This is a genomic window from Pantoea sp. SGAir0184, from assembly GCF_043544755.1.
Genome location: NZ_CP028050.1, coordinates 3401544 through 3425963 on the forward strand (window position 1 = coordinate 3401544; position 24420 = coordinate 3425963).

The window sequence follows — 24420 nt, forward strand, 5'->3', positions numbered from 1 at the left end:
ATGTCGAAAATCAAATGACAAGGCACAGCGGCCACGTATGCTCTGTGCCCTTTTAGCGCGTAGCGCACTTTTGACATCACCAGGATTTCACCATGACCAGAGCGCTGCTGCTGGCCATAGGGCTGATCGTGGCTGCACCGATCGGTGCGGCAACCACCACGGGCTCTATCGCCGTCTCGCTAACGATTTTCTCCCGCTGCGATATCTCACGCCCGAGTGAGCAGACGCTGCCGTCTGTTGACTGTGGCCGGCATTTCAGCGCGCAACCGCGCGTGACACAAAGCGTATTGAACCGCGATGCGATGCGCCGTGAAACGGCACGCCTGGTGACGATTGAGTGGTAAATCATGGCTGCCAGAACGGCAGCCAGCCCAGCATCAGATGCTGAAAGAGGAGCCGCAGCCGCAGGTGGTTTTGGCGTTGGGATTGGTTACGATAAAGCGGGAACCTTCCAGACCTTCGGTGTAGTCAACCGATCCGCCCACCAGATACTGCAGGCTCATCGGGTCAACCACCAGCGCCACACCCTGCTTCTCGATGGTCATGTCGCCGTCATTCATTTGATCGTCAAAAGTAAAACCATACTGGAAGCCACTGCAGCCCCCGCCGGTGATATATACGCGCAGTTTCAGCGCCGGATTCTCTTCATCCGCAATCAGGTTTTTTACTTTTTTCGCTGCTGCATCGGTGAACTGCAGAGGCAGCGCGGCTACGTCGTCACTCATCTTTTACTCCGGGTAAACGTCCAGGTCATAAAACGACCTCAATTTCGCTATTATCTGCCAGCCGTCCAGTGCAATCAAGTAGCGCCCTTGACACTGTGTGCCGCCAGTTATGGCATAAAGTATAGCAATGTCGCAGGCGCAAGCGGCCGCGCGCCTTTCTTCACCGGCCGCTCTTCCGTAGAATGGCGCCAGATTTTTTCCAGAACAGCAGGAGCCGAACCATGAGTAAGTCAGAAAACCTGTATGCCGAAGCACAACGCCTGATCCCGGGCGGCGTGAACTCCCCGGTGCGTGCCTTTACCGGCGTGGGCGGCGTGCCGCTGTTCATCGAACGCGCCGACGGTGCCTATCTGTATGATGCCGATGGCAAAGCCTATATCGATTACGTCGGCTCCTGGGGACCGATGGTGCTGGGCCACAATAACGCCACCATTCGCAATGCGGTGATCGAAGCCGCCGCGCGCGGCCTGAGTTTTGGCGCGCCGACCGAGATGGAAGTGAAGATGGCCGAGCTGGTGTGCGAGCTGGTGCCGAGCATGGACATGGTGCGTATGGTTAACTCCGGCACCGAAGCCACCATGAGCGCCATCCGCCTGGCGCGCGGTTTCACCCAGCGTGACAAAATCATCAAATTTGAGGGCTGCTACCACGGCCACGCTGACTGCCTGCTGGTGAAAGCCGGTTCCGGTGCGCTGACGCTCGGCCAGCCCAACTCGCCGGGCGTGCCGGCGGATTTCGCCCGTCACACCCTGACCTGCACCTATAACGATCTCGACTCGGTGCGCGCGGCGTTTGAGCAGTATCCGCAAGAGATCGCCTGTATTATCGTCGAACCAGTGGCGGGCAACATGAACTGCATTCCGCCGCAGCCGGAATTCCTGCCGGGCCTGCGTGCGCTGTGCGATGAGTTTGGCGCGCTGCTGATTATTGATGAAGTGATGACCGGCTTCCGCGTGGCGCTGGGCGGTGCCCAGGCGTATTACGACGTTACGCCAGACCTGACCTGCCTCGGCAAGATCATCGGCGGCGGTATGCCGGTTGGTGCCTTTGGCGGCCGCCGCGAAGTGATGGCCGCGCTGGCTCCCACCGGCCCGGTGTATCAGGCGGGCACGCTGTCCGGCAACCCGATTGCCATGGCTGCCGGTTTTGCCTGCCTGTCGCAGATTGCGCAGCCTGGCACCCATGCGACCTTAACCGCACTCACCGACCAGCTGTGTGCTGGCCTGCTGGCGGCGGCGGAGGCGGAAAATATCCCGCTGGTGGTGAACCACGTCGGTGGCATGTTCGGTATTTTCTTCACCGACGCCGACAGCGTGACCTGCTACGCCGACGTGACAAAGTGCGATGTGGAGCGCTTTAAGCGTTTCTTCCATCTGATGCTGCAGGAAGGTGTTTACCTCGCGCCATCGGCCTATGAGGCCGGCTTTATGTCACTGGCGCACAGCCAGGAAGATATTCAGCGCACCGTCGATGCCGCACGCCGCTGCTTCGCGCAGCTGTAAACCTGCCGGGGCGCCATTCATAGCGCCCCGCTTCACTAAGCGCGCCTTAGCAGCCAGATAAAATACGGCGCGCCGAAGAAGGTCGCCATCAGGCCTGCCGGGATTTGATCCGGGAAGGCCAGCATGCGGCCGCACCAGTCGGCGAACACCAGCAGGCACCCGCCGAGCAGGCCAGCCATCAGCAATTGCGGCAGCGCGCGACGGAAGCCGAGCATGCGCACAATATGTGGTGCCATCAGGCCAATAAAACTCAGCGGACCGATAGTGAGCGTCGCGGTGGCGGTCAGCGCAGCCGCCAGCAACAGCAGGCTGAAGCGCGATCGGTTCAGCGCCATGCCGGCTGAGCGCGCCGTGGCACTGCCGAGCGGCAGCAGCGTCAGCCAGCGGCTGGCCAGCGGTGCCAGCGCCACCAGTATCATGCCCACGACAGCACTCTGCAGCGCCTGCGTCATTGAGATGTTGTACGTCGAACCGGAAATCCAGCTCAGCAGCCCGGCCATGCGCGGATCGCCGCTCGCCAGCAACACCATCAGTAACGTGACAAACGCACTGTTCAGCGCCATTCCGGCCAGCAACATGCGTTCCGGTGCAAAACCGCCGCGGCTGGCCACCAGCATAATCACCAGCAGCGTCAGCGCGGCGCCCAGCACGCCGGCCGGCAGCAGCCAGGCGACCGCGTTGCCGGGCACAAAGAACAGCATAACCACTACCCCGCAGGCCGCCCCGGAGCTGATGCCCAGCACTTCCGGACTGGCCATCGGATTACCGGTCAGGCGCTGAATCAGCACCCCGGCGACGCCCAGCATCGTGCCGACTACCAGCGCCGCCAGCACGCGCGGCACGCGCCACGGCAGCAGCTGTTGCAGCATGTCGCCGCTGACCCACGTCCAGCCGTGTGCGTCGCGCCCAAACGCGATGCCCGCCAGACTGCACAGCGCCAGAATCATCACGCCCGCCAGGCACCAGCGCAGCACGGCCTGCCGCTCCTGCGGCACTGTGTCGCCGGCATTCATCGCCGGCGGCAGCGAGCCTGTGCGCAGACGCGGCAGCAGCCACAGCAGAATCGGCACGCCAATCAGCGCAGTAGCCGTCCCGGTTGACACTTCACGCCAGTGCGCGGTTAGCCACAGCACGCACTGATCGGCCAGCCACAGCAGCAGTGCGCCAATCAGCGGCGCCAGCAGCAAGCGGCTCAGCAGACGACGCGCCCCCAGCATCTTCGCCAGCAGCGGCGCGAACAGCCCGATAAAGCCGATGATACCGGCGACGTTAACCAGCTGCGCACTGAGCAGGATCGCCAGCGCCAGCGCGGCAATGCGCGCCGCCGACAGCGCCAGACCGAGGTTTTTTGCCACGCCATCATCCAGCCCCATCAACGTCAGCGGACGCAACAGCGCCAGCGCCAGTGCGAACGCCAGCAGCAGGCGCGGCCACAGCAGCGCCACGTTGTGGCCGTCGAGCTGGTTCAGCGCGCCGGTGCTCCACAGAAACATGTTTTGCAGCTGATCGTGATTGAAGATGGCAAAGATTTGATTAACCGCGCCGGCATACAGGCTCAGTACCAGACCGGCCAGGATCAGCGTCACCGGCGACAGACGCTTGCCCCAGGCGATGCCAAACACCAGCACGCCGACCAGCACCGCCCCGCCCATCGCGGCAAACTGCTGCGTCAGCTCCCCGCCCGGCAGCTGCCACAGAGTGGCGACGGTCAGGCCAAGCTGCGCGCCGGAAGAGACGCCCAGCGTGGTCGGCTCCGCCAGCGGATTGCGCAGCACCTGCTGAAACAGCAGGCCCGCAAGGCCAAGTCCGGCCCCAACCAGCAGCGCCAGCGCCAGCCGCGACAGCAGGCTGTAGTGGAACACCACCTGACGGATGTTATCGATATCCGGCGCGAACATCGCCTGCTGCCACTGCGCCAATGGCAGCGCCTGGCGCAGGTTGATAAACGTGAGCGCCAGCGCCAGTAAACTGAGCACGCTGAGCAGCGCGACGGGAAACAGACGGTTGCGCATCAGTGCGACTCCAGCGCGCGTTCCAGCACGCGAATAAATTTGATGGCTGAGTAAGTGGCGCCGTAGTACCACACCGCCGGCACCCGCCGGAAACGGCCGGAACGGACAAACGGCAGCGCCTGCCACAGTGCGCTTTGCGTCACCTGCTGCATATCGCGTTCGTTATCGTGATCGAAGCAGATCACCTCAACGTCACCGACCTCCGCCAGCCGCTCCAGCCCGACCACCGCACTGCCCCAGAAGTTGGTTTCGCCCCGCCAGGCATTGCGCAGGCCAAGCTGCTCCATCACTTCGAGGAACAGGCTGCCTTTACCGAAGGTAATGGCGTGACGCGGATCCATCAGCGACATCAGCAGCAGCGGACGCTGCGCCCACGGACGTAACCGCTCACGCGCGGCCGCCACTTCACCATCCACCCATTGCAAATGGGCCTGTGCCTGCGCTTCAAGACCAAGCCGGGCACCCAGCGCATGCAGCGATGTGCGCGCGGTGGTGAACGGTTTGCCATCGCCGCTGTTGAGGTCAAAGCCCATCGTCGGCGCAATGCGCTCCAGCTTGTCGACCGCCGGGCCGTAACCGTTGGAGTGCAGGATCAGCGACGGTGCCAGCTGGGTCATCAGTTCCAGATTGGGTTCGGTGCGTAAGCCGAGATCGAGGGTGCCGGCCGGCAAGACCGGGTCACCCACCCAGATGGCGTAGTTGTGCAGATCGGCCACGCCGAGCGGGGCGACGCCGAGCGCCATCAGCAACTCCACCGGCAGCCACTCCAGCGCCAGGATGCGCTGGTTGTCCGGCGGCGCGGCGCGCAGCGGTGCAAGGTTCATCAGCGGTGAGAGCGCCAGCGCGGTCAGCAGACGGCGACGGGAAATGTCGAACATCACGAGGCCTCAGTAGACAAAACTGACGGGCGCGCCGCCCTGTGGATGCGGCAGAATGCCCATCGGAATGCCATAAATATCACCCAGCACCCCGGCCTGCATAATCGCTTCCGGTCCGCCTTGCGCGATCACTTCGCCCGCGCGCAGCGCCACCAGCCGGTCACAGTAGCGAGCCGCCATGTTGAGATCGTGCAGTACCGCTATCACCGTCAGGCCGCGTTCGTGGCTGAGGCGCTGAATCAGCGCCAGCACATCAACCTGATGGGCGATATCCAGCGCCGAGGTGGGTTCGTCCAGCAGCAGACAGCGGCTGTTCTGCGCCACCAGCATCGCCAGCCACGCACGCTGCCGCTCGCCGCCGGACAGGCTGTCCACCAGCCGCCCGGCGAAGGGTTTCAGTCCAACCAGCGCAATCGCCTCGTCTACCCGATCGCGATCTTCCTGGCCGTAGCGCCCCAGCGCACCGTGCCACGGATAGCGACCAATCGCCACCAGCTCGCGCACCGTCATGCCCTCCGCCGCGGGCAGCTGCTGCGGCAGATAGGCTACCTGACGTGCAAAAGCTTTACTGCTCCAGGTATCAACCGCTTCACCGTTCAGCATCACGCGCCCTTCGCTGGCGGCATGGTGACGGCCGAGCATCTTCAGCAGCGTGGATTTACCGGAACCGTTATGCCCGATCAGCGCGGTGACTTTGCCCGGGGCGAAAGTCAGCGACAGCGGATGCAGCAGCGTGCGGCCGGGCACACGGAAGCTGACGTTTTCCAGTGAAAAGGTGGTTTCTGCGTGGTGCGGATGCTGCATGATAATCCCTGTTAACGGGCGCCGCAGCGCCCTGTGTTCAGTATCAGAAGCGGAAGGTGGCGGTACCGACGATCCGGCGCTCTGCGCCCCAGTAGCAGGCGTAGTCGCGGTAGCAGCTGGCAACGTATTCGCGATCGAACAGGTTGTTGATGTTGACGCCCACGGTTGAGCCCGGCAAGCCGAAGCGGCCCAGATCGTACTTCAGTGCGGCATCTACAGTGGTGTAAGCAGCGACGTCAAAGTTCTGGTTGGATTTCGCTCCGTTCTGGATTGACTCTTCATACAATCCTTTGCTTTCACCGGTATAGCGAACACCAGCACCGATGGTAAATCCAGACAGCGCCGTTTCATGGAAGGTATAATCTGTCCAAAGCGATGCCATATGCTTCGGCACCTGAACCGGTGTTCTGCCTTTTAAAGTCGTATCATGCGTATATTCTGCATCTGTGTACGCATATGCAGCTGTCACATTAACATTCGCGTTGACCGCCGCTTTCGCTTCGAATTCAATACCACGCGATCGAATTTCACCGCTCTGCACGCTAAATGACGAATTAGACGGATCGACAGTTAAATTCTTATCCTTGGTGATTTGATAAACCGAAGCAGTAATGACAATTGGCCGATCTTTAGGTACGTATTTTACGCCAGCTTCATACTGCTTAGCGCGGGAAGGATCGAAAGCCTTACCGGTTGAGGTCGTTCCGGACGTTGGAATAAAGGACTCGCTGTAACTGAAATAAGGTGCAATACCATTATCAAACACATAGTTCAGACCACCACGCCAGGTAAATGCCTGATCGTGATTCTTATCCTCGACATCACCGTTACGATTTAACGCTGATGTCATTGCGTAGTCATAGCGGCCTCCCAGCGTCAGGACCCACCTATTCCACTCCATTTGATCCTGCGTGTATAAGCCAGTCTGTTCCTGTTTATTCAGATATTGATATAAGTAAGGTGCACCAACCAGACTATCGTTACCGTACTGTGGATTGACTATGCTTATTGGCGTTGCGCCCGTAAATATTGCATCAATATCATTTCGGGTACGCTGGTAATCAACACCAACTAAAACAGTATGTTCAACAGCGCCAGTGGCAAATTTTGCCTGCGCCTGAGTATCAACAGCAAACTGGTTAAGTTTCTCTTTCGAACCAGCATACATCCTATTGATTTCCAGCGTTGCTGGATTAAAAGTTCGGCCATAAATACTGCGATAATCGGTCTGCATTTCGGCATAGCGCAGATTCTGGCGCACCGTCCAGGTATCGTTAAAGCTGTGCTCAAAGTTGTAGCCAACCATTTTGGTGTTGCGCGAGATCTTATTGCTGTCTTCGCCTTCATCAAAATTGGTGGGCAGCTTATAGCTGCTGCCGTCCGGCCGGGTGATGCCCACCACGGTGCCTTCACGCGGCAGCCAGCCGTAATAGCCGGTTTCCGGTTCGTTCTGGAAGTAGGTCAGCAGGTCAAAGCGGGTATTGGCATCGGGACGCCAGCTGAACGAAGGCGCAAGGGTATAGCGCTTCTCTTTGTTCATCTCCTGTTGCGCATCGGCGCTGCGCGCCAGGCCGGTCAGGCGATAGCTGTAAACGCCGTCATCATCCAGTGAGCCGCCAAAATCGAAGCCGGTGGAGAACAGGTTGTCGGTGCCCATCTGGAACTGGACTTCACGCAGCGTCTCCTGGGTCGGCCGCTTGCTCACCAGTGACACCACACCGCCCGGGTTGCTCTTACCGTACAGCACCGAAACCGGACCGCGCAGCAGCTCCGCGCGCTCGAGGAAATAAGGATCGATAGCGAATTCGGAGTAGTTGTCACCCTGCAGCTTCAGGCCATCCAGATACTGGTTGGTGTTGGTTTCGCTGAAGCCGCGAATCGACAGCGCGTCGATAACGTCCGAGCTGCCGCGGTTACCGGTCAGCACGCCTGGCGTGTAATTGAACGCACCTTTGACGCTGGTCACCGCATGCATTGACATCTCTTCCTGCGTCACCACCGATACCGACTGCGGATTCTTCTCGATTGGCGTATCGGTTTTGGTGCCGGTCGCGCTGTGTTTAGCGGCGATGGTCGGCGACGGTCCCCATGCGCTCTCCTGCGCGACGCCGCTGCCGCCATCAGCCGTCACCACCACGGTATCTTCGGCCAGCGCCTGCATGCTGAGTGTGCCCAGAGTCAGGGAAATCAATAACGCGAGCGGTCGACGGGTGGTCACCGCGCGCAGAGAACAAGGAAAAGTGTTTCGCGCATTCATAGTGGGATCTCATGAAAATAGAACAATGCAGGCGAATGGAAACGAGAATGATTATTAGACGCACGGATTTTAGGCGAAACCCGGCAAGCACCGCAAGATGTAATGCCTGCTGGCGGTGAGTTTGCCAGCGGATCGCACATATCCATGATCGCGGCTAAAAAAATGGCGGGCAAAGAAAAAGGCGCCGCAGCGCCAGAGGGAGTTAAATTCAGCTTACAGGTAAGACTCAGGCTGGAGCGCCGCCATGTATCTGGCACCGCTACGTGGTGGTAAAACGCCGGCACTGCATAGGCTCTGAAGGTATAAAGCCGGTGCAGTGCCGGATGGCTTATTTACTGCCAAACATATCTTTAATCCAGCCCGCGACGCCGTCAGAGTCTTTCTGCTCGCCCTGCGGCTGTTGCTGTTGCTGCTGTTGCTGTTGCTGCTCTTGCTGCTGCTGCTGAATCTGCTGCTGTTGCTGCTGGCACAGCGCGTTCGGATCCAGCGCCCACACCGGCAGCGAACGCCAGGTGCTGCTGCCGCTGCCGCAGACAAAGTTACCGGCCGAATCGATATTCATCTGAGTGATATCTTCCGGTGGCGTCAGGACCAGTGGCATCGGCGCCTGGTTGTCGAGGTAGCGACGATAGATCTGCATCGCACCACTGGCACCGTACAGCTTCGAAGTCTGGTTGTTGTCGCGGCCAACCCAGGTGATCGCCACTTCTTTGCCATCAATACCGGCAAACCAGCTGTCGATCAGGTCATTGGTGGTACCGGTTTTCGCCGCCAGATGCGCACCCGGGAAGCGTGCGCCCAGCGCCCGCGCCGTACCGTGATCGGCCACCTGCTGCATGGTATACAGCGTCAGATACGCCGCCTGCGCCGGCTCAACGCGCTGCGCCTGCGGGAAGCTCTGATACAGCACCGTGCCATCTTCCGCGATCACCGAGCGCACCGCCGACAGCGCAGCGCGGTTACCGCCGCTGGCAATTGACTGGAATGCCTGCGCCACTTCAATCGGCGTCAGATTAAGCGCCCCCAGCAGCATGGCCGGTACCGGATGCAGCTGATCTTTTGGCACGCCCAGTTTGGTCCAGGTATCCACTACCGCGTCGAGTCCCAGCGTCATCCCGAGGTTAACGGTTGGTACGTTCATCGAGTTAGTCAGCGCATCCACCAGCATCACTTTACCGCTGAAGCGACGATCGTCGTTCATCGGCTTCCACACCGACCCGTTTGGCTGTTTCAGCGCAATCGGCTCGTCGGCGATCCAGCTGTTGAGGCGATAGCTGTTTGGCTGGCTGAGCGCGGTCAGATAGGTCGCCGGCTTGGCCAGTGAACCGATAGAGCGCCGCGCCTGCAGCGCGCGGTTATAGCCGGCGAACAGTGGATCGGCACCGCCGACCATGGCGCGCACTTCACCGCTGAAGCGGTCAACCACCACCATCGCGGTTTCCAGATCTTTCAGCCCGCGCTGTTTCTTCAGCGTGGGAATGCCGTCTTCAACCGCTTTTTCCGCCGCATCCTGCGAAATCGGATCGAGCGTGGTGAAGATCTTCACGCCGGAGAGGTCTTTGACCTTATCGCCCAGCTTCGCCTGCAGCTCATTACGCACCATCTGCATAAACGCCGGCTGCGGCGTGATCACCCCACCTTTCGGCTGGACACCAAGCGGCCGCGCCGACAGCATGTCGTACAGCTCCTGGTCGATCACCTTCTGCTGTTGCAGCAGACGCAGCACCAGGTTACGACGCTCCAGCGCCAGCTGCGGATTACGCCACGGATTGTACAGCGACGCACCTTTAACCATGCCGACCAGCATCGCCTGCTGATCAAGGCTCAGTTCGTCCACCGGGCGGCCAAAGTAGTACAGGCTGGCCAGCGGGAAACCGCGGATTTGGTCATTGCCCGCCTGGCCGAGATACACCTCGTTCAGGTACAGCTCAAGAATGCGATCTTTGCTGTAGCGCGCATCCATGATCACCGCCATATAAGCTTCACGCGCTTTACGCCACAGCGAGCGTTCGTTGGTGAGGAACAGGTTTTTCACCAGTTGCTGCGTCAGCGTACTGCCGCCCTGCACCGCTTTACCGGCGGTGATATTGGCGAGGAAGGCGCGACCAATCGAGTACGGGCTGATGCCGTCATGCTCGTAGAAGTGGCGGTCTTCGGTGGCGATCAGCGTATCGACCAGCAGATCCGGGAACCCGGCGCGCGGCACAAACAGACGCTGCTCGCCGTTTGGCGACTGCAACATGGTGATCAGCCGCGGATCGAGGCGGAAGAAGCCAAAGTCGCGTCCGGTATCGAGATTTTTAATCTCGCTCAGCTCGTTGTTGCTGAAGGTGAGACGCGCGTTAATCTGGCCCTCTTTGCTGTCCGGAAAATCAAACGGACGGCGCAGCAGGTCGATGGTGTTGCCTTTCACGCTGAACTCACCCGGACGGGTAATGCGCGACACTTCGCGATACTGCGTGCCTTCCAGCAGCGCAATCATCTCTTTCTTGTCGTAAGCCATGCCCGGTTCGAGGCTGACCATGCGCCCGTACACGGCCGCTGGCAGCTGCCACACTTTACCGTCAATGCGGCTGCGGATTTCCGAATCGAGATAGACGCCCCAGGCGGCCATCACCACGACAAACACCAGGAAGAGTTTAATCAACCAGCCTAACCAGCGGCGTTTGCCACGCGCGGGTCGTTTTCCTTTACCTTTGGGTGGCACCGGCGCACTCTCCTCATCATCTTCGTCAAAATCGTCCTGATCGATATCATCTTCAGGCTCCCTGCGGCGACCCCGGCGCGTAACGTTACGCGGCGGCTTTGGCGCTTTTCCTTTGCGCCCAATAGGTTCGCGATCGTTCCCAGACATGCTTTGTTTTCTCCAGGCATAGCTACGGCAGCGCCGCTACTCTAACTGCTTTCTCGTGCCGCGCATGGCAGAACCCTCTGAATTCGATCCACTGCGGGCTACGAGGAATATTTTTTGGTGCGCCTCGTCGGCAAGGCGCTGGCCGGATCGTCCGGCCACGGATGTTTGGGATAGCGCCCTTTCATCTCTTTCTGCACTTCAGGATACGCACCGCGCCAGAACGCCGCGAGGTCGCGGGTGATCTGCAGCGGACGGTGCGCCGGCGAAAGCAGCTCCAGCACCAGCGGAACGCGTCCATCGGCAACCGCCGGGTTCTGTGCCTCGCCAAACATCTCCTGCATACGTACCGCCAGCGCGGGGGGCTTTTCCGCGTCGTAGCGAATCGGCATGCGACTTCCGGTCGGCACAGTGTAATGAGTTGGCAGCACAGTATCCAGCCGCTGCCGCTGTGACCATGTCAGCAAATGTAATAAAGCGCTGACAAGATTAACGCTCTGCAGCCCTTTTAAATCGCGTACTTTGCCCATCTCCGGCAGCAGCCAGTGCTCCAGCGAGGCCAGCAGCGTGTCATCATCCAGCGTCGGCCACGCCTCTTCCGGCAGCCACTGCGCGGCGCACTGCAGGCGCACACGCAGCTGCTCTGCCTCTGGCGTCCAGCCGAGCACCGCCAGCCCTTTTTCGCGGATCCAGCGCAGCATCGCCGGATGCAGGATCTCCGGCTCGGGCCGCGCCTGCGGCTGGGCCCGCAGGATCAGGGCGCCAATCGCTTCCCGCTTCCACGCGCGCAGCGTGCCTTTGTCGTCATCCCAGTCCACATCGGTGCGCTGCTCAACCAGCTGCGGGCACTGCTGGCGTAACGCATCCATCTCTACCGGCAGCGCCAGCAGCATGCGCGCATCGGCGCTGCTGGCCCCCTGCAGCAGGCTCGGTGCAATCAGCCACTCATAGCGGCTCAGGCCGTCGTGCTCATCCAGCATTGCGCCGATACCATTGGCGAGCTGATAGCGCGCGCTGTGACCGCGACGCTGCGCCAGCCGGTCAGCAAATCCGGCGGCCAGCAGCGCCGGGAAGCGATCGGCGTCAACGCGCCCCTGACCTGCATTCAGGCGCTGCTGCCAGTGGCGCGCGCGCCGCAGCCACTGCGGCTGTGGCTGGTTGAGCGCATCACGCAGATCGACACTGCCGCTGCGCGGCGGATCCTCCAGAATCGCCACCAGCAGCGCCGCGCTGGCGATGGCGTGCACATCATCGCCGGCGGCGCACAGCATCGCCGTGAGACGCGGATCGCTGCCGAGCTGCGCCATTTTACGGCCGCGCGCGCTGAGCCGCCCTTCGCTATCCAGCGCGCCGAGCCGCTGCAGCTGTTGACGTGCCGCCTGCAGGCTGCGCGCCGGTGGACTATCCAGCCATTGCAGCTGAGCCGCGTCCTGACAGCCCCACTGCAGTAAATCCAGCTGCAGCGAGGCCAGATCGCTGGTGAGTATCTCCGGCTCACTCTGCGCCGCCGCACGCAGCGCCTGCTCCTGCGGCAGCAGATGCAGACAGATCCCCGGCGCCAGGCGACCGGCGCGGCCAGCGCGCTGCGTCATTGATGCCTGGCTGATGCGCTGGGTCAGCAAACGCGTCACGCCGCTGCGCACGTCAAACTGCGCCGCGCGCTCCAGCGCGCTGTCCACCACCAGGCGAATGCCTTCAATCGTCAGGCTGGTCTCGGCGATATTGGTGGCGAGCACCACTTTACGCCGGCCCGGCGCGGCCGGCAGGATGGCTCGCCGCTGTGCCTCCAGCGACAGCGCACCATATAAAGGAGATAAATCCACCTCATCACTGACGCGCGACGCCAGTTCACGCTTCACCCGTTCAATCTCCGCCACGCCGGGCAGAAACAGCAGCAGCGAACCGGGCTCATCCCGCAGCAACTGTGCCACCTCGCGCGCCACTGCCTCTTCAAACCGCTGCTGCGGATTGAGCGAGGCGTAACGTCGAATCACCGGAAAGCTGCGCCCCTGTGACGCAATAAACGGCGCGTCGGGCAGCAGCGTGCGTAGCTGCTGATTATCCAGCGTTGCCGACATCAGCAGAATTTTCAGGTCGTCGCGCAATCCCTGCTGCACATCAAGCAGCAGCGCCAGCGCCAGGTCAGCCTGCAAGCTGCGCTCATGGAATTCGTCGAGGATCACCAGCGATACGCCCTCCAGCAGCGGATCGCGCTGCAGCATACGCGTCAGAATGCCTTCGGTGACCACCAGCAGACGCGTCGCTGCGCTGCTGCAGTTTTCCCCGCGCAGCCGATAACCTACCGTCCCGCCCGGCTGTTCGCCCAGCTGTTCCGCCAGCCGCTGTGCCACGTTGCGTGCCGCCAGCCGGCGCGGCTCCAGCATGATGATTTGCCCCGGCAGCTGCGCCTGTTGCAGCAGCTGTAGCGGCAGCCAGGTGGATTTCCCGGCGCCGGTCGGGGCCGCCAGCAGCACCTGTGGCGACTGCGCCAGCGCGGCCAGCAATGCAGGCAGCACCTCGCTTACCGGTAACTCACTCACACTCAACTCCCACTCTGCCTGTGCTAAGATGGCGCGCATTGTACACCACCCGGCGCCAATTACCGGAGTTCAGCATGGCCACGCAACGACTGTTTTTTGCCCTCGAATTGCCTGATGCCCTCCAGCAACAGCTGGTGCAATGGCGGGCCGATTGCTTCGCCGCAGACGCGGGTAAACCGGTGGCGGCGGCGAATCTGCACCTGACGCTGGCGTTTCTTGGTGAGGTCAGCACGGAAACGGCGGGCCAGCTGCAGCAGCTGGCGGCACGCATCCGCCAGCCGGGCTTTACGCTGGATCTCGATGACGCCGGTCACTGGCCGCGTCCCGGCGTGGTGTGGCTTGGCTGCCAGCGCGCGCCGCGCGGTTTACTGCAGCTGGCCAACCTGCTGCGCGCCCAGGCCGCGCGCCATGGTTGTGCGCAGAGTACGCAGCCGTTCCATCCCCACATTACCCTGCTGCGCCACGCTGCGCAGGCCGTGGCGCTGCCGCCGCGCGGTTTTCACTGGCGCGTTGAGGTGAGCCATTTTGCGCTGTTTGCGTCCAGCTTCACGCAGGGACGCACGCGCTATCGCCGGCTGGCGCGCTGGCCACTGTTATCTGCCGCAGGAGCATAAATGCAGTTCGATCCGCCGTTACAATCAGCCCGCTTAATCACCCGCTATAAACGTTTTTTAGCCGATGTCATTACGCCGGAAGGTGACACCTTTACCCTGCACTGCGCCAATACCGGCGCGATGACCGGCTGCGCCACGCCAGGCGACACCGTGTGGTACTCCACCTCGGCCAGCGCGACGCGCAAATATCCGCACAGCTGGGAAATAACGCAAACCGCGCAGGGTCACTGGATTTGCGTCAATACTCTGCGCGCCAACCAACTGGTGCGCGAGGCGCTGCTGCGCGACGCAATTCCGGAATTATCCGCTTATAGCCACTGCCAGGCTGAGGTGAAATACGGCACGGAAAAAAGCCGAATTGACTTCCTGTTGCAAGCGGAGGGCAAAGCCAACTGCTATATTGAAGTCAAGTCCGTCACCCTTTTACAAAATGGTAAAGGCTATTTTCCGGATGCGGTGACGGCTCGTGGACAGAAACATCTGCGCGAATTAAGCACTATCGCGGCAGAAGGCCACCGGGCCGTTTTGTTGTTTGCTGTTCTGCACACGGGGATTGAGGACGTTTCCCCGGCGCACCATATCGATGCGCAATACGCAGAACTACTGGTACAGGCGCAGCGCTGCGGTGTGGAAGTGTTGGCGTATCAGGCTCAGATTTCACCGGCAGAAATGTTACTTACCCGGCCGTTAACGGTAACGATTAACGCACAGTTGTAATATTTAACGTTATTTGCTGTGATAAGAATGTTCTGAGCGGTGCGCTAAATACGCTGTTCCTCACAGGCTTGTCAAGGTGCGTTCATGAATAATTGCCAACCTTGATTGCTTCTGCTATTTATAGCGGCCTGTTTTTTTCCCTGATGGGAATCGATATGCCCCGCATGCGTCGGGTTGCAGGCAAAGGCTTTCGCAATCTGAAACAGAACGGGTAGTGCGTGTTATCCAGGAGAAACAACATGCAAGAAGGGCAAAACCGTAAAACATCGTCCCTGAGTATCCTCGCCATCGCTGGGGTGGAGCCGTATCAGGAGAAACCGGGCGAAGAGTATATGAATGACGCCCAGCTGAGCCATTTCCGCAAGATTCTGGAAGCCTGGCGCAACCAACTCAGGGATGAAGTAGACCGTACTGTGTCGCATATGCAGGACGAAGCTGCCAACTTCCCGGATCCGGTTGACCGTGCCGCCCAGGAAGAGGAATTCAGCCTGGAGCTGCGTAACCGCGATCGTGAGCGCAAACTCATTAAAAAGATTGAGAAAACGCTCAAGAAAGTGGAAGACGACGACTTTGGCTACTGCGAATCCTGTGGGGTCGAAATTGGTATCCGCCGTCTCGAAGCGCGTCCGACCGCCGATCTCTGCATTGACTGCAAAACGCTGGCAGAAATCCGCGAGAAGCAGATGGCAGGTTAATGGCCGTTAACAGACTGTCGCCGCACAGCCGGGAAAACCACTGTTTTCCCGCCGTGCGGTGTACCACAGCATGATGTCCGTCACGCTTCCCTGCATCGGGCGTTTCGCCCCCTCTCCTTCCGGTGATCTTCATTTCGGTTCGCTGATAGCCGCATTAGGCAGCTACCTGAGCGCGCGCGCGCAGCAGGGCCGCTGGCTGGTGCGCATTGAAGATATTGATCCGCCGCGTGAAGTCGCCGGTGCCGCAACGCGCATCCTGCGTCAGCTGACCCATTATGGGCTGCACTGGGACGGCGACGTGCTGTGGCAGTCGCAGCGCCACGAGGCCTATCGCGCGGCGCTGAGCTGGCTGCGCGAACATCGTCGAAGCTACTTCTGTACCTGCCCGCGCAGCCGCATTCAGCAGCTGGGCGGCTTTTACGACGGTCACTGCCGCGATTTACATCTGCCGCCGGCCGGCGCCGCGCTGCGGCTGCGTCAGCATGCGCCGGTGTACGGTTTCGACGATCGCCTGCGCGGCCATCTGCAGGCGGAGCCGCGTCTGGCGCAGGAAGACTTTATTATTCACCGTCGTGATGGACTGTTCGCCTATAACCTTGCGGTGGTGGTCGATGACCATTTTCAGGGCGTGACGGAGATTGTGCGCGGTGCGGATTTGATTGAGCCAACGGTGCGTCAGATTGCGCTGTATCAGCAGTTTGGCTGGCCGGAGCCGGCTTATCTGCATCTGCCGCTGGCAATTAATCCGGACGGTAATAAATTGTCGAAGCAGAACCACGCGCCGGCCTTACCGGACGGCGATCCGCGACCGGTGCTGGTGCAGGCGCTGAGCTTCCTGGGGCAGTGGGTTTTGCCAGGCTGGCAGGACCATGGGCTGGAGGCGTTGCTGGAGCATGCCGTTACACACTGGGATAGCGCATCGATTCCGCGGCATGATGCGCAACAACCGGATGAGGCGACAACGCCATTCCTAAATGGTTCGCAACAGGCTATGATTAGCCGCTGATTTTATTCACACCCATTTTCTCACTGTCGAGGTGTCCCATTTTTACCCGAGTCGCTAATTTTTGCCGGAGAGTCCTCAAGCGTGATGAGGAGGCCCCTGAAGAGGTGGAAACCGTAAGTCTGATGACCGTTATCCCCCGGGAAAGCCACAATATCTCACGCAAAGATATCAGCGAAAACGCTCTCAAAGTGCTGTATCGCCTGAACAAAGCCGGATACGAAGCCTATCTGGTCGGCGGCGGCGTGCGCGATTTGCTGCTGGGTAAAAAGCCGAAAGACTTTGACGTGACCACCAACGCCACGCCGGAGCAGATGCGTAAGCTATTCCGCAACTGTCGCCTGGTCGGGCGTCGCTTCCGTCTGGCGCATGTGATGTTCGGTCCGGAAGTGATCGAAGTCGCTACGTTCCGCGGCCATCATCAGGAAGAGAGCGTCGACGATCGCAACGGTTCGCAGCGCGGTCAGAACGGCATGCTGCTGCGCGACAACATTTTTGGCAACATTGAAGATGATGCGCAGCGCCGCGATTTAACCATCAATAGCCTCTATTACAGCGTGGCTGATTTCACCGTACGCGATTACGTCGGTGGCCTGCAGGATCTGCAGGAAGGCATCATCCGCATGATTGGCGATCCGGAAACGCGCTACCGCGAAGATCCGGTGCGTATGCTGCGCGTGGTGCGCTTCGCCGCCAAGCTGGACATGAGCATTGCGGCGGAAACCGCCGAGCCGATTCCCCGCCTTGCCACGCTGCTGAATGACATTCCGCCGGCGCGCCTGTTTGAGGAGTCGCTGAAGCTGCTGCAGGCCGGTTACGGTTATCGCACCTATCTGATGATGCGCGAATACCAGCTGTTCCAGCCGCTGTTCCCGACGCTGGCGCGCAACTTCACCGAACAGGGCGACAGCCCGATGGAGCGCATGCTGGCCCAGGTGCTGAAAAACACCGATACCCGCCTGCACAACGATATGCGCGTGAATCCGGCGTTCCTGTTTGCGGCGATGTTCTGGTATCCGCAGCTGGAGTCAGCCGAGCAGATTGCGCAGGAGAGCGGCCTGACCTATTTCGACGCTTTTGCGCTGTCCATGAACGAAACGCTGGATGAAGCCTGCCGTGCGCTGGCGATCCCGAAACGTATCACCACGCTGATTCGCGATATCTGGCAGTTGCAGCTGCGCATGTCGCGCCGTCACGGTAAGCGCGCATGGAAGCTGATGGAGCATCCTAAATTCCGCGCCGCCTACGACCTGCTGGCGCTGCGCGCAGAAGTCGAGAACAACGCCGAGCTGCTGCGCCTCAGCCAGTGGTGGGGCGAGTTCCAGTCGGCGGTGCCGACACAGCAGAAGACCATGCTCAACACCCTGGGTGACGATCCGGCTCCGCGCCGTAAACCACGCCGTCCGCGCCGTCGTCCAGCTGGCCCGCGCCGCGACAGCAACCACAGCGCGTCATGACGCGGGTCTATCTCGCCTTAGGCAGTAATCTCGCCGATCCGCTGCATCAGGTTGATGCAGCGCTGGCCGCGCTGGATGCCATTCCCGATACCCACCGCGTAGCCACCTCCGCGTTTTATCGCACGCCACCGTACGGCCCGCCGGATCAGCCGGATTACCTCAACGCCGTGGTGGCACTGGAGACCACACTGGCCGCGGAAACGCTGCTCGATCACACCCAGCGCATTGAGCTGGAGCATGGCCGGGTGCGCAAAGCTGAACGCTGGGGACCGCGCACGCTGGACCTCGATATCATGCTGTTCGGCAATGCAGTGATCCACACGCCGCGCCTGACGGTGCCGCACTACGATATGCACAACCGCGCCTTCATGCTGGTGCCACTGCTGGAAATCGCGCCGACGCTGCGCCTGCCGAACGGCCAGCCGCTGGCCGGCATTCTGGCGACGCTGGACCGCAGCAGCATCCGCTTGTGGTCCGCCTGACGCGGCAGAATCGCACGCCCGTCGTATCGCCTTTGCAATCAATCCAGTACACTGCGCGCATCAGAAAATGCTGGAGATTGCGATGAAACCCACCACCCTCTCTCACTTACGCCAGCTGAAAGCCAGCGGCCGCAAGTTCGCCACGCTGACCGCCTACGATTTCAGCTTCGCGCGCCTGTTTGCCGACCAGGGCATTCCGCTGCTGCTGATTGGCGATTCGCTCGGCATGACCGTGCAGGGCCATGATTCCACGCTGCCGGTGACGGTCGACGATATTGCTTATCACACCGCCGCCGTGCGGCGCGGTGCGCCTAACGCGCTGGTGATGGCCGACCTGCCGTTTATGAGTTACGCCACGCCGCAGCAAACCTTTGACAGTGCCGCGCAGCTGATGCGCGCCGGTGCCAACCTGGTAAAACTGGAAGGCGGCGCCTGGCTGGCAGAGACCGTGCGCATGCTGACCGAGCGCGCCGTGCCGGTGTGTGGTCATCTGGGATTGACGCCGCAGTCGGTTAACATCTTCGGTGGCTACAAGGTGCAGGGGCGCGATGAAGCGGCAGCCGAGCGCCTGCTGGCGGATGCGCTGGCGCTGGAAGCGGCCGGCATGCAGCTGCTGGTGCTGGAGTGCGTGCCGGTCGCGCTGGCTGAGCGCGTCACAAAAGCGTTATCGGTACCGGTGATCGGCATCGGTGCCGGTAACGTCACCGACGGCCAGATTCTGGTGATGCACGACGCGTTTGGTATTACCGGCGGCCACATTCCAAAATTTGCCAAAAATTTCCTTGCGGAAACCGGCGACATTCGTGCGGCAATTCGCCAGTATATGGCCGACGTTGAGGCAGGCACCTACCCTGCTGCCGAACACAGTTTCCAGTAAATCAGGAGATTTGCAGTGCTGATCATTGAAACGCTGCCGCTGCTGCGCCGTGAGATTCGACGCTGGCGCCAGGCAGGTAAACGCATCGCGCTGGTGCCCACTATGGGCAACCTGCATGAGGGGCATCTGACGCTGGTGGATGAAGCACGCCAGCGCGCAGATATCGTGGTGGTATCGATCTTCGTTAACCCGATGCAGTTTGATCGCGCCGACGACCTGGCGCGCTATCCGCGCACGTTGCAGGACGATTGTGAAAAACTCAATCGCCACAGCGTCGACCTGGTCTTTGCCCCGGCGCCGGCCGATGTCTATCCGCAGGGTCTCGACAGCCAGACGTTTGTTGAAGTCCCGGGCCTCTCCTCGCTGCTGGAGGGCGCCAGCCGTCCCGGTCATTTCCGCGGCGTGGCCACCATCGTCAGTAAGCTGTTTAATCTGGTGCAGCCGGATATCGCCTGTTTTGGCGAGAAGGATTTTCAGCAGCTGGCGATTATCCGCAAGATGGTGGCGGACATGGGCTTTGACATTGACATCGTTGGCGTGCCGACGGTGCGCGCCAAAGACGGTCTCGCGCTCAGCTCACGTAACGGCTATCTTACTGCCGATGAACGCAAGCTGGCGCCAGTGCTCAGCCAGGTGATGAACAGCATGGCGCAGCGCCTCAGCAACGGCGAGCGGCACGTGGATGAGATTATTGAGCACGCCGAACAGACGCTGCGCGATCAGGGCCTGCGCCCCGACGGCCTGGCCATCTGCGATGCCGATACGCTGCAGCCGCTGACGGTCGACAGCCAGCGCGCAGTGATTCTGATGGCCGCCTGGCTCGGCAATGCGCGTTTGATTGATAATCAGCAAGTGGATCTGACGGTTTAACGCCGTCGTTTATGGGCAGCATGTACCCGCTACACACTGCGCGGTAGAAACCGGCCGCGCACGGGTATAACAAAGGTATCACGCTATGATTCGTACCGTATTACAAGGCAAACTGCACCGCGTAAAAGTGACACAGGCGGATTTGCATTATGAAGGCTCCTGCGCCATCGATCAGGATTTTCTTGATGCCTCCGGCATTCTGCAATACGAAGCCATCGACATCTATAACGTCACCAACGGCCAGCGCTTCTCTACCTATGCCATTGCCGCCGAGCGTGGCTCGAAAATCATTTCGGTCAACGGTGCGGCCGCGCGCTGCGCCTGTCAGGGCGATCTGCTGATCATCTGTTCTTATGTGCAGGTGGAAGATGAAGTGGCGCGCAGCTGGCAGCCGAAAGTGGCCTACTTCGACGGCGATAACGAGATGAAACGTATCGCTAAAGCGCTGCCGGTGCAGGTGGCCTGATCATCCCGCGCGCTGTACGGACAGCGCGCCTTTCCCTTATACGCCCGCCAGCTGCGGCTGCCCTTTGCGCTTCAGCGTAAACAACCAGTCAAACCACCCTTTTGCCCGCAGTACGCACAGCGCCGTTGGCAACGCCAGCGCGACGCTGAACGCCAGCACAAAATGCAGGTCAGCCAGCCACGCAGAGTGGCCGTCATGGCGCAGCAATTTACTGCACACCTGAATCGCCAGATAGTGCGACAGATAAAACACAATCGAATGGCGGCCAACGTAGTTAACCGCCCGCAGATTGATACGGCAGGCCAGCGCAACGAACAGCGGGATTGAGGGCAGCGCCAGCGGCAGCAGCCATGGCGAATGCTGACGCAGCCCGCCCCACAGGCTGAACGCCGCAAGCAACATAAAGGCGATCAGCGACAGCAGCAGCGGCGTACGACGCTGCGCAAACGCGGCAATATCAATATCCTGGCGCACCAGCCAGTCGGCGCTGTAGAAGAAGGCAAACAGCACCAGCGACTTGTTCAGATGCAGGTTGTCGAAACTGGCAAACAGCGAGTCAGGCGGCACCGGCGGCAGCAGCACCGCACCGGCAACGCACAGTGTCAGCACCAGCGCCGCAGGCAGGCGGCGCGCCGGGATAATCAGCACAAAAAACAGAAACAGCGAGTGCAGAAACCAGGTGATATCGCCGCCGCTCAGATGGCCGAGCGCGATAGCCAGCGGCGACTGTGGGTGATTGGCCATCGCGCTGAAGGTCCACTTCAGACCGCCGTAGATCAGCGCCCAGACGGCAAACGGATAGAGAATGCTGCTGACTTTGTTTCGCAGATAGCGCGCCTGCCCGTGGCGTAAACCGCTGGCGACGAACAGTCCGGAGACGAAGCACATCAGCCCCATACGCACCGGCGCCAGCAGCTGATTTACCAGCTCGTTAAAGGCAGTGAAGTGCCCGGCCTGCTGGTTCACTGCAATCATGCAGTGCAAAAAAATCACCGCCAGAATGCTCATGCCGCGTAAATTATCAATCCATGATACCCGATTCACTCTTCGCTTCCCCGCTGCTTTTTTGGTCAGCGGCCACTATGGGGAAAGCCACAGACTGAAAGCGCAAGACGCGTCTGGAATTGCGAAGAGTGGGTAAAAAAAGCCGCCGCCGGACGACGCCGGCAGCGGCTTCTTATTCGGAGCTGCGCCTCAGGTGCGCAAGCCGCGTCCGCGCTGAATCAGCGCATACACCAGCACGTAAAACACCACAATAAACGCCACCAGCACTGACAGCGTCAACACCAGCGGAACATCGTTGATGCCAAGGAAGCCATAGCGGAACCCGCTGATCATGTACACCACCGGATTGAGCTTCGACACCGCCTGCCAGAACGGCGGCAGCAGCGCCAGCGAGTAGAATACGCCACCGAGGTAAGTTAACGGCGTCAGCACGAAGGTCGGGATCAGGCTGATATCGTCAAAGGTGCGCGCAAACACCGCATTCAGCAGGCCCGCCAGCGAGAACAGAATCGCCGTCAGCAGCAGCGTGATTGCCACCATCGGCCACGAGAATACGTGGAACGGCACAAAAAACAGCGACACCGCCGTCACCAGCACGCCCACGCACACGCCGCGCGCTACGCCGCCGCCGACATAACCGGCGATAATAATGTGCGTCGGCACCGGCGCCACCAGCAGCTCTTCAATGTTGCGCTGGAACTTGGCGCTGAAGAATGACGAGGCGACGTTGGCGTAAGCGTTGGTGATCACCGCCATCATAATCAGGCCCGGCACGATAAACTGCATGTAGCTGAAGCCGTGCATATCGCCGATGCGTGAGCCGATCAGATTGCCAAAGATAATGAAGTACAGCGTCATGGTGATCACCGGCGGCACCAGCGTCTGAATCCAGATGCGGGCAAAACGGTTGATCTCTTTGCTCCAGATACTCTTGAGCGCCACCCAGTACAGATGCGTCATGCGGTTACTCCTGTTTTTCCCTGCGTCAGGCTGACGAACAGCTCTTCCAGACGATTCGCTTTATTGCGCATGCTGAGCACCTGCACGCCCTGCGCGCTCAGCTGGCTGAATACGCTATTCAGCCCCTGTTCACGCATCACTTCCACTTCCAGCGTTGAGGTATCAACCAGACGATACTGGAAGCCCTCCAGCTGCGGCAGCGGGCTGCGCGGCGCCAGGTCGAGGATAAAGGTTTCCGACTGCAGCTTGGACAGCAGCCCTTTCATTGAGGTGTTCTCCACCAGCTCGCCGCTCTGGATGATGCCGATGTTACGGCACAGCATTTCTGCCTCTTCCAGATAGTGGGTGGTCAGGATGATAGTGGTGCCTTTGGCGTTCAGCTCTTTCAGGAACACCCACATCGAGCGGCGCAGTTCGATATCCACACCAGCCGTCGGCTCATCAAGAATCAGCAGTTTCGGTTCATGCATCAGCGCCCGGGCAATCATCAGCCGGCGCTTCATGCCACCGGACAACATGCGCGCCCGTTCGTTACGCTTGCCCCACAGGTCGAGCTGATTGAGGTATTTTTCCGCGCGCTTGTTCGCTTCGGCACGTTCCACACCGTAATAGCCGGCCTGATTAACCACAATCTGCATTACGGTTTCAAACGGGTTAAAGTTGAATTCCTGTGGCACCAGCCCAAGCTGCCGCTTGGCGTTGACCACATCTTTCTGCAGGTCATAGCCAAACACGCGCACGCTGCCGCTGGATTTGTTCACCAGCGAGCTGATAATGCCAATGGTGGTGGACTTACCGGCACCGTTAGGGCCCAGTAAGGCATAAAAGTCGCCTGCTTCCACGTTGAGATCGAGGCCTTTCAGCGCCTGTACGCCGCCGGGATAGGTCTTGGTCAGCCCGGAAAGTTCCAGTGCATAAGTCATTGCGAGTCCGTACCCTGTTGTAGTGACATCATAGCCATATGAAATGATAGTGCGCTCGCGTCGAGCGTGCGGGGTTATTCAGCGATAACGGTTGTGAAATCAAAGGAATTGCGCAGAGTGATAACCCACCACACTCTACCACTCTGCGTGCCGCAGGAAAACGCGTGCCGAGCCCGTAAGTCATTGAGTTACGGGCTGCGCATCTTATCGCAGGCGGAGGGAATCAGCCTTGGAAGATTGTGCGGTTATTCGTCCAGCAGCGTAACTTTGCCGATATACGGCAAATGACGGTAGCGCTGTGCGTAATCAATACCGAAGCCGACCACGAACTCATCCGGAATGGTAAAGCCGACAAACTCGACCGGCACCTCAACTTCACGACGCTCCGGCTTATCCAGCAGCGTGCAGATCGCCAGCGATTTTGGCTCACGCAGCTGCAGAATTTCACGCACTTTGCTCAGGGTGTTACCGGAGTCGATGATGTCCTCGACGATCAGCACGTCTTTGCCGCGAATGTCTTCATCGAGATCTTTGAGGATTTTCACGTCGCGCGTGGAGGACATGCCGCTGCCGTAGCTGGAGGCGGTCATGAAGTCGACTTCGTGCGCGACATCAATGGCGCGGCACAGGTCAGCCATAAACATGAAGGAGCCGCGCAGCAGGCCGACCAGCACCATTTCGCTGCCGCTGTTGCGGTAGTGCTCGCTGATCTGCTTGCCCAGTTCGGCAATACGGGTTGCGATCTCCTGCTCAGAGATCATCACGTCGACGGTGTGTTTCAT

Annotated in this window: 22 protein-coding genes; 11 read left to right on the forward strand and 11 right to left on the reverse strand. The window is 60.2% G+C overall.

Annotation, left to right across the window (positions count from 1 at the left end; all coding sequences use genetic code 11):
• The first annotated feature begins 92 nt into the window (after positions 1–92).
• Positions 93–344: a hypothetical protein gene (locus C1N60_RS16230; RefSeq protein ID WP_058780468.1), complete on the forward strand. Its 252-nt coding sequence runs from the start codon at positions 93–95 to the stop codon at positions 342–344.
• 33 nt (positions 345–377) lie between these two features.
• On the opposite strand, the gene erpA is transcribed toward C1N60_RS16230, so the two are convergent.
• Positions 378–725 carry an iron-sulfur cluster insertion protein ErpA gene (gene erpA, locus C1N60_RS16235; protein ID WP_021507501.1) on the reverse strand — a complete coding sequence of 116 codons (348 nt, stop codon included), beginning with the start codon at positions 723–725 and terminating at the stop codon, positions 378–380.
• 221 nt (positions 726–946) lie between these two features.
• Here erpA and hemL point away from each other — a divergent pair, with 221 nt between their 5' ends.
• On the forward strand, positions 947–2227 hold the full coding sequence (gene hemL / locus C1N60_RS16240) for a glutamate-1-semialdehyde 2,1-aminomutase (protein WP_021507502.1): 1281 nt from the start codon (positions 947–949) through the stop codon (positions 2225–2227).
• A gap of 35 nt (positions 2228–2262) precedes the next feature.
• On the opposite strand, the gene fhuB is transcribed toward hemL, so the two are convergent.
• The 6 genes from fhuB to hrpB all read right to left on the reverse strand — a co-directional run bounded on the left by fhuB (position 2263) and on the right by hrpB (position 13608).
• Positions 2263–4239 (reverse strand): Fe(3+)-hydroxamate ABC transporter permease FhuB, encoded by a 1977-nt coding sequence (gene fhuB, locus C1N60_RS16245; protein ID WP_166719870.1) that lies wholly within the window; start codon positions 4237–4239, stop codon positions 2263–2265.
• Complete coding sequence (gene fhuD / locus C1N60_RS16250; protein ID WP_394521090.1) at positions 4239–5117, reverse strand: Fe(3+)-hydroxamate ABC transporter substrate-binding protein FhuD; 879 nt, start codon at positions 5115–5117, stop codon at positions 4239–4241. Before fhuD ends, fhuB begins: the two co-directional genes overlap by 1 nt.
• 9 nt (positions 5118–5126) lie before the next feature.
• Positions 5127–5921, reverse strand: a complete 795-nt coding sequence (fhuC, locus tag C1N60_RS16255) for a Fe3+-hydroxamate ABC transporter ATP-binding protein FhuC (protein ID WP_088516628.1) — start codon at positions 5919–5921, stop codon at positions 5127–5129.
• A 43-nt stretch (positions 5922–5964) separates the two neighbouring features.
• Positions 5965–8178 carry a ferrichrome porin FhuA gene (gene fhuA, locus C1N60_RS16260; protein WP_394521091.1) on the reverse strand — a complete coding sequence of 738 codons (2214 nt, stop codon included), beginning with the start codon at positions 8176–8178 and terminating at the stop codon, positions 5965–5967.
• Positions 8179–8506: 328 nt separating this feature from the next.
• On the reverse strand, positions 8507–11032 hold the full coding sequence (gene mrcB, locus C1N60_RS16265; protein ID WP_394521092.1) for a bifunctional glycosyl transferase/transpeptidase: 2526 nt from the start codon (positions 11030–11032) through the stop codon (positions 8507–8509).
• 98 nt (positions 11033–11130) lie between these two features.
• Positions 11131–13608, reverse strand: a complete 2478-nt coding sequence (hrpB, locus tag C1N60_RS16270) for an ATP-dependent helicase HrpB (protein ID WP_394521093.1) — start codon at positions 13606–13608, stop codon at positions 11131–11133.
• A gap of 35 nt (positions 13609–13643) precedes the next feature.
• On the opposite strand from hrpB, the gene thpR reads away from it, so the two are divergent.
• The 9 genes from thpR to panD all read left to right on the forward strand — a co-directional run bounded on the left by thpR (position 13644) and on the right by panD (position 20750).
• Positions 13644–14183, forward strand: coding sequence for an RNA 2',3'-cyclic phosphodiesterase (thpR, locus tag C1N60_RS16275; RefSeq protein ID WP_058780461.1), 540 nt, complete (start codon positions 13644–13646; stop codon positions 14181–14183).
• Positions 14184–14900 carry a DNA/RNA nuclease SfsA gene (gene sfsA, locus C1N60_RS16280; RefSeq protein WP_021507511.1) on the forward strand — a complete coding sequence of 239 codons (717 nt, stop codon included), beginning with the start codon at positions 14184–14186 and terminating at the stop codon, positions 14898–14900.
• 239 nt (positions 14901–15139) lie between these two features.
• Positions 15140–15595 carry an RNA polymerase-binding protein DksA gene (dksA, locus tag C1N60_RS16285; protein WP_021507512.1) on the forward strand — a complete coding sequence of 152 codons (456 nt, stop codon included), beginning with the start codon at positions 15140–15142 and terminating at the stop codon, positions 15593–15595.
• 70 nt (positions 15596–15665) lie between these two features.
• Positions 15666–16601 carry a tRNA glutamyl-Q(34) synthetase GluQRS gene (gluQRS, locus tag C1N60_RS16290; RefSeq protein WP_394521094.1) on the forward strand — a complete coding sequence of 312 codons (936 nt, stop codon included), beginning with the start codon at positions 15666–15668 and terminating at the stop codon, positions 16599–16601.
• A 38-nt stretch (positions 16602–16639) separates the two neighbouring features.
• Complete coding sequence (gene pcnB / locus C1N60_RS16295) at positions 16640–18055, forward strand: polynucleotide adenylyltransferase PcnB (RefSeq protein ID WP_206099480.1); 1416 nt, start codon at positions 16640–16642, stop codon at positions 18053–18055.
• Positions 18052–18537, forward strand: a complete 486-nt coding sequence (gene folK, locus C1N60_RS16300; protein ID WP_058780459.1) for a 2-amino-4-hydroxy-6-hydroxymethyldihydropteridine diphosphokinase — start codon at positions 18052–18054, stop codon at positions 18535–18537. The genes pcnB and folK overlap by 4 nt, the downstream gene beginning before the upstream one ends.
• An 82-nt stretch (positions 18538–18619) precedes the next feature.
• On the forward strand, positions 18620–19414 hold the full coding sequence (panB, locus tag C1N60_RS16305) for a 3-methyl-2-oxobutanoate hydroxymethyltransferase (protein WP_088516660.1): 795 nt from the start codon (positions 18620–18622) through the stop codon (positions 19412–19414).
• Between the two features lie 15 nt (positions 19415–19429).
• Positions 19430–20284, forward strand: a complete 855-nt coding sequence (gene panC / locus C1N60_RS16310) for a pantoate--beta-alanine ligase (protein WP_021507517.1) — start codon at positions 19430–19432, stop codon at positions 20282–20284.
• An 85-nt stretch (positions 20285–20369) separates the two neighbouring features.
• On the forward strand, positions 20370–20750 hold the full coding sequence (gene panD, locus C1N60_RS16315; protein ID WP_021507518.1) for an aspartate 1-decarboxylase: 381 nt from the start codon (positions 20370–20372) through the stop codon (positions 20748–20750).
• Positions 20751–20786: 36 nt separating this feature from the next.
• Here the strand turns inward: panD and C1N60_RS16320 are convergent, their stop codons facing one another.
• The 4 genes from C1N60_RS16320 to hpt form a co-directional block, all read right to left on the reverse strand.
• Entirely contained in the window at positions 20787–21794 is a 1008-nt protein-coding gene (locus tag C1N60_RS16320) for an acyltransferase family protein (protein ID WP_058780458.1), read from the reverse strand.
• Positions 21795–21944: 150 nt separating this feature from the next.
• The gene (locus tag C1N60_RS16325; protein WP_021507520.1) at positions 21945–22715 is read right to left on the reverse strand and encodes an ABC transporter permease; all 771 of its coding nucleotides are present in this window, start codon (positions 22713–22715) and stop codon (positions 21945–21947) included.
• Positions 22712–23638: an ABC transporter ATP-binding protein gene (locus C1N60_RS16330; protein WP_021507521.1), complete on the reverse strand. Its 927-nt coding sequence runs from the start codon at positions 23636–23638 to the stop codon at positions 22712–22714. Before C1N60_RS16330 ends, C1N60_RS16325 begins: the two co-directional genes overlap by 4 nt.
• A gap of 245 nt (positions 23639–23883) precedes the next feature.
• On the reverse strand, positions 23884–24420 hold the full coding sequence (hpt, locus tag C1N60_RS16335) for a hypoxanthine phosphoribosyltransferase (RefSeq protein WP_021507522.1): 537 nt from the start codon (positions 24418–24420) through the stop codon (positions 23884–23886).

Coding starts and splice junctions, on each gene's coding strand:
- sfsA (WP_021507511.1), top strand. CDS start 14,184: ATGCAGTTCGATCCGCCGTTACAATCAGCCCGCTTAATCACCCGCTAT.
- thpR (WP_058780461.1), top strand. CDS start 13,644: ATGGCCACGCAACGACTGTTTTTTGCCCTCGAATTGCCTGATGCCCTC.
- fhuD (WP_394521090.1), bottom strand. CDS start 5,117: ATGTTCGACATTTCCCGTCGCCGTCTGCTGACCGCGCTGGCGCTCTCA.
- fhuC (WP_088516628.1), bottom strand. CDS start 5,921: ATGCAGCATCCGCACCACGCAGAAACCACCTTTTCACTGGAAAACGTC.
- dksA (WP_021507512.1), top strand. CDS start 15,140: ATGCAAGAAGGGCAAAACCGTAAAACATCGTCCCTGAGTATCCTCGCC.
- hemL (WP_021507502.1), top strand. CDS start 947: ATGAGTAAGTCAGAAAACCTGTATGCCGAAGCACAACGCCTGATCCCG.
- erpA (WP_021507501.1), bottom strand. CDS start 725: ATGAGTGACGACGTAGCCGCGCTGCCTCTGCAGTTCACCGATGCAGCA.
- fhuB (WP_166719870.1), bottom strand. CDS start 4,239: ATGCGCAACCGTCTGTTTCCCGTCGCGCTGCTCAGCGTGCTCAGTTTA.
- fhuA (WP_394521091.1), bottom strand. CDS start 8,178: ATGAATGCGCGAAACACTTTTCCTTGTTCTCTGCGCGCGGTGACCACC.
- panD (WP_021507518.1), top strand. CDS start 20,370: ATGATTCGTACCGTATTACAAGGCAAACTGCACCGCGTAAAAGTGACA.
- mrcB (WP_394521092.1), bottom strand. CDS start 11,032: ATGTCTGGGAACGATCGCGAACCTATTGGGCGCAAAGGAAAAGCGCCA.
- panB (WP_088516660.1), top strand. CDS start 18,620: ATGAAACCCACCACCCTCTCTCACTTACGCCAGCTGAAAGCCAGCGGC.
- gluQRS (WP_394521094.1), top strand. CDS start 15,666: ATGATGTCCGTCACGCTTCCCTGCATCGGGCGTTTCGCCCCCTCTCCT.
- hpt (WP_021507522.1), bottom strand. CDS start 24,420: ATGAAACACACCGTCGACGTGATGATCTCTGAGCAGGAGATCGCAACC.
- hrpB (WP_394521093.1), bottom strand. CDS start 13,608: ATGCGCGCCATCTTAGCACAGGCAGAGTGGGAGTTGAGTGTGAGTGAG.
- C1N60_RS16330 (WP_021507521.1), bottom strand. CDS start 23,638: ATGACTTATGCACTGGAACTTTCCGGGCTGACCAAGACCTATCCCGGC.
- C1N60_RS16325 (WP_021507520.1), bottom strand. CDS start 22,715: ATGACGCATCTGTACTGGGTGGCGCTCAAGAGTATCTGGAGCAAAGAG.
- folK (WP_058780459.1), top strand. CDS start 18,052: ATGACGCGGGTCTATCTCGCCTTAGGCAGTAATCTCGCCGATCCGCTG.
- C1N60_RS16230 (WP_058780468.1), top strand. CDS start 93: ATGACCAGAGCGCTGCTGCTGGCCATAGGGCTGATCGTGGCTGCACCG.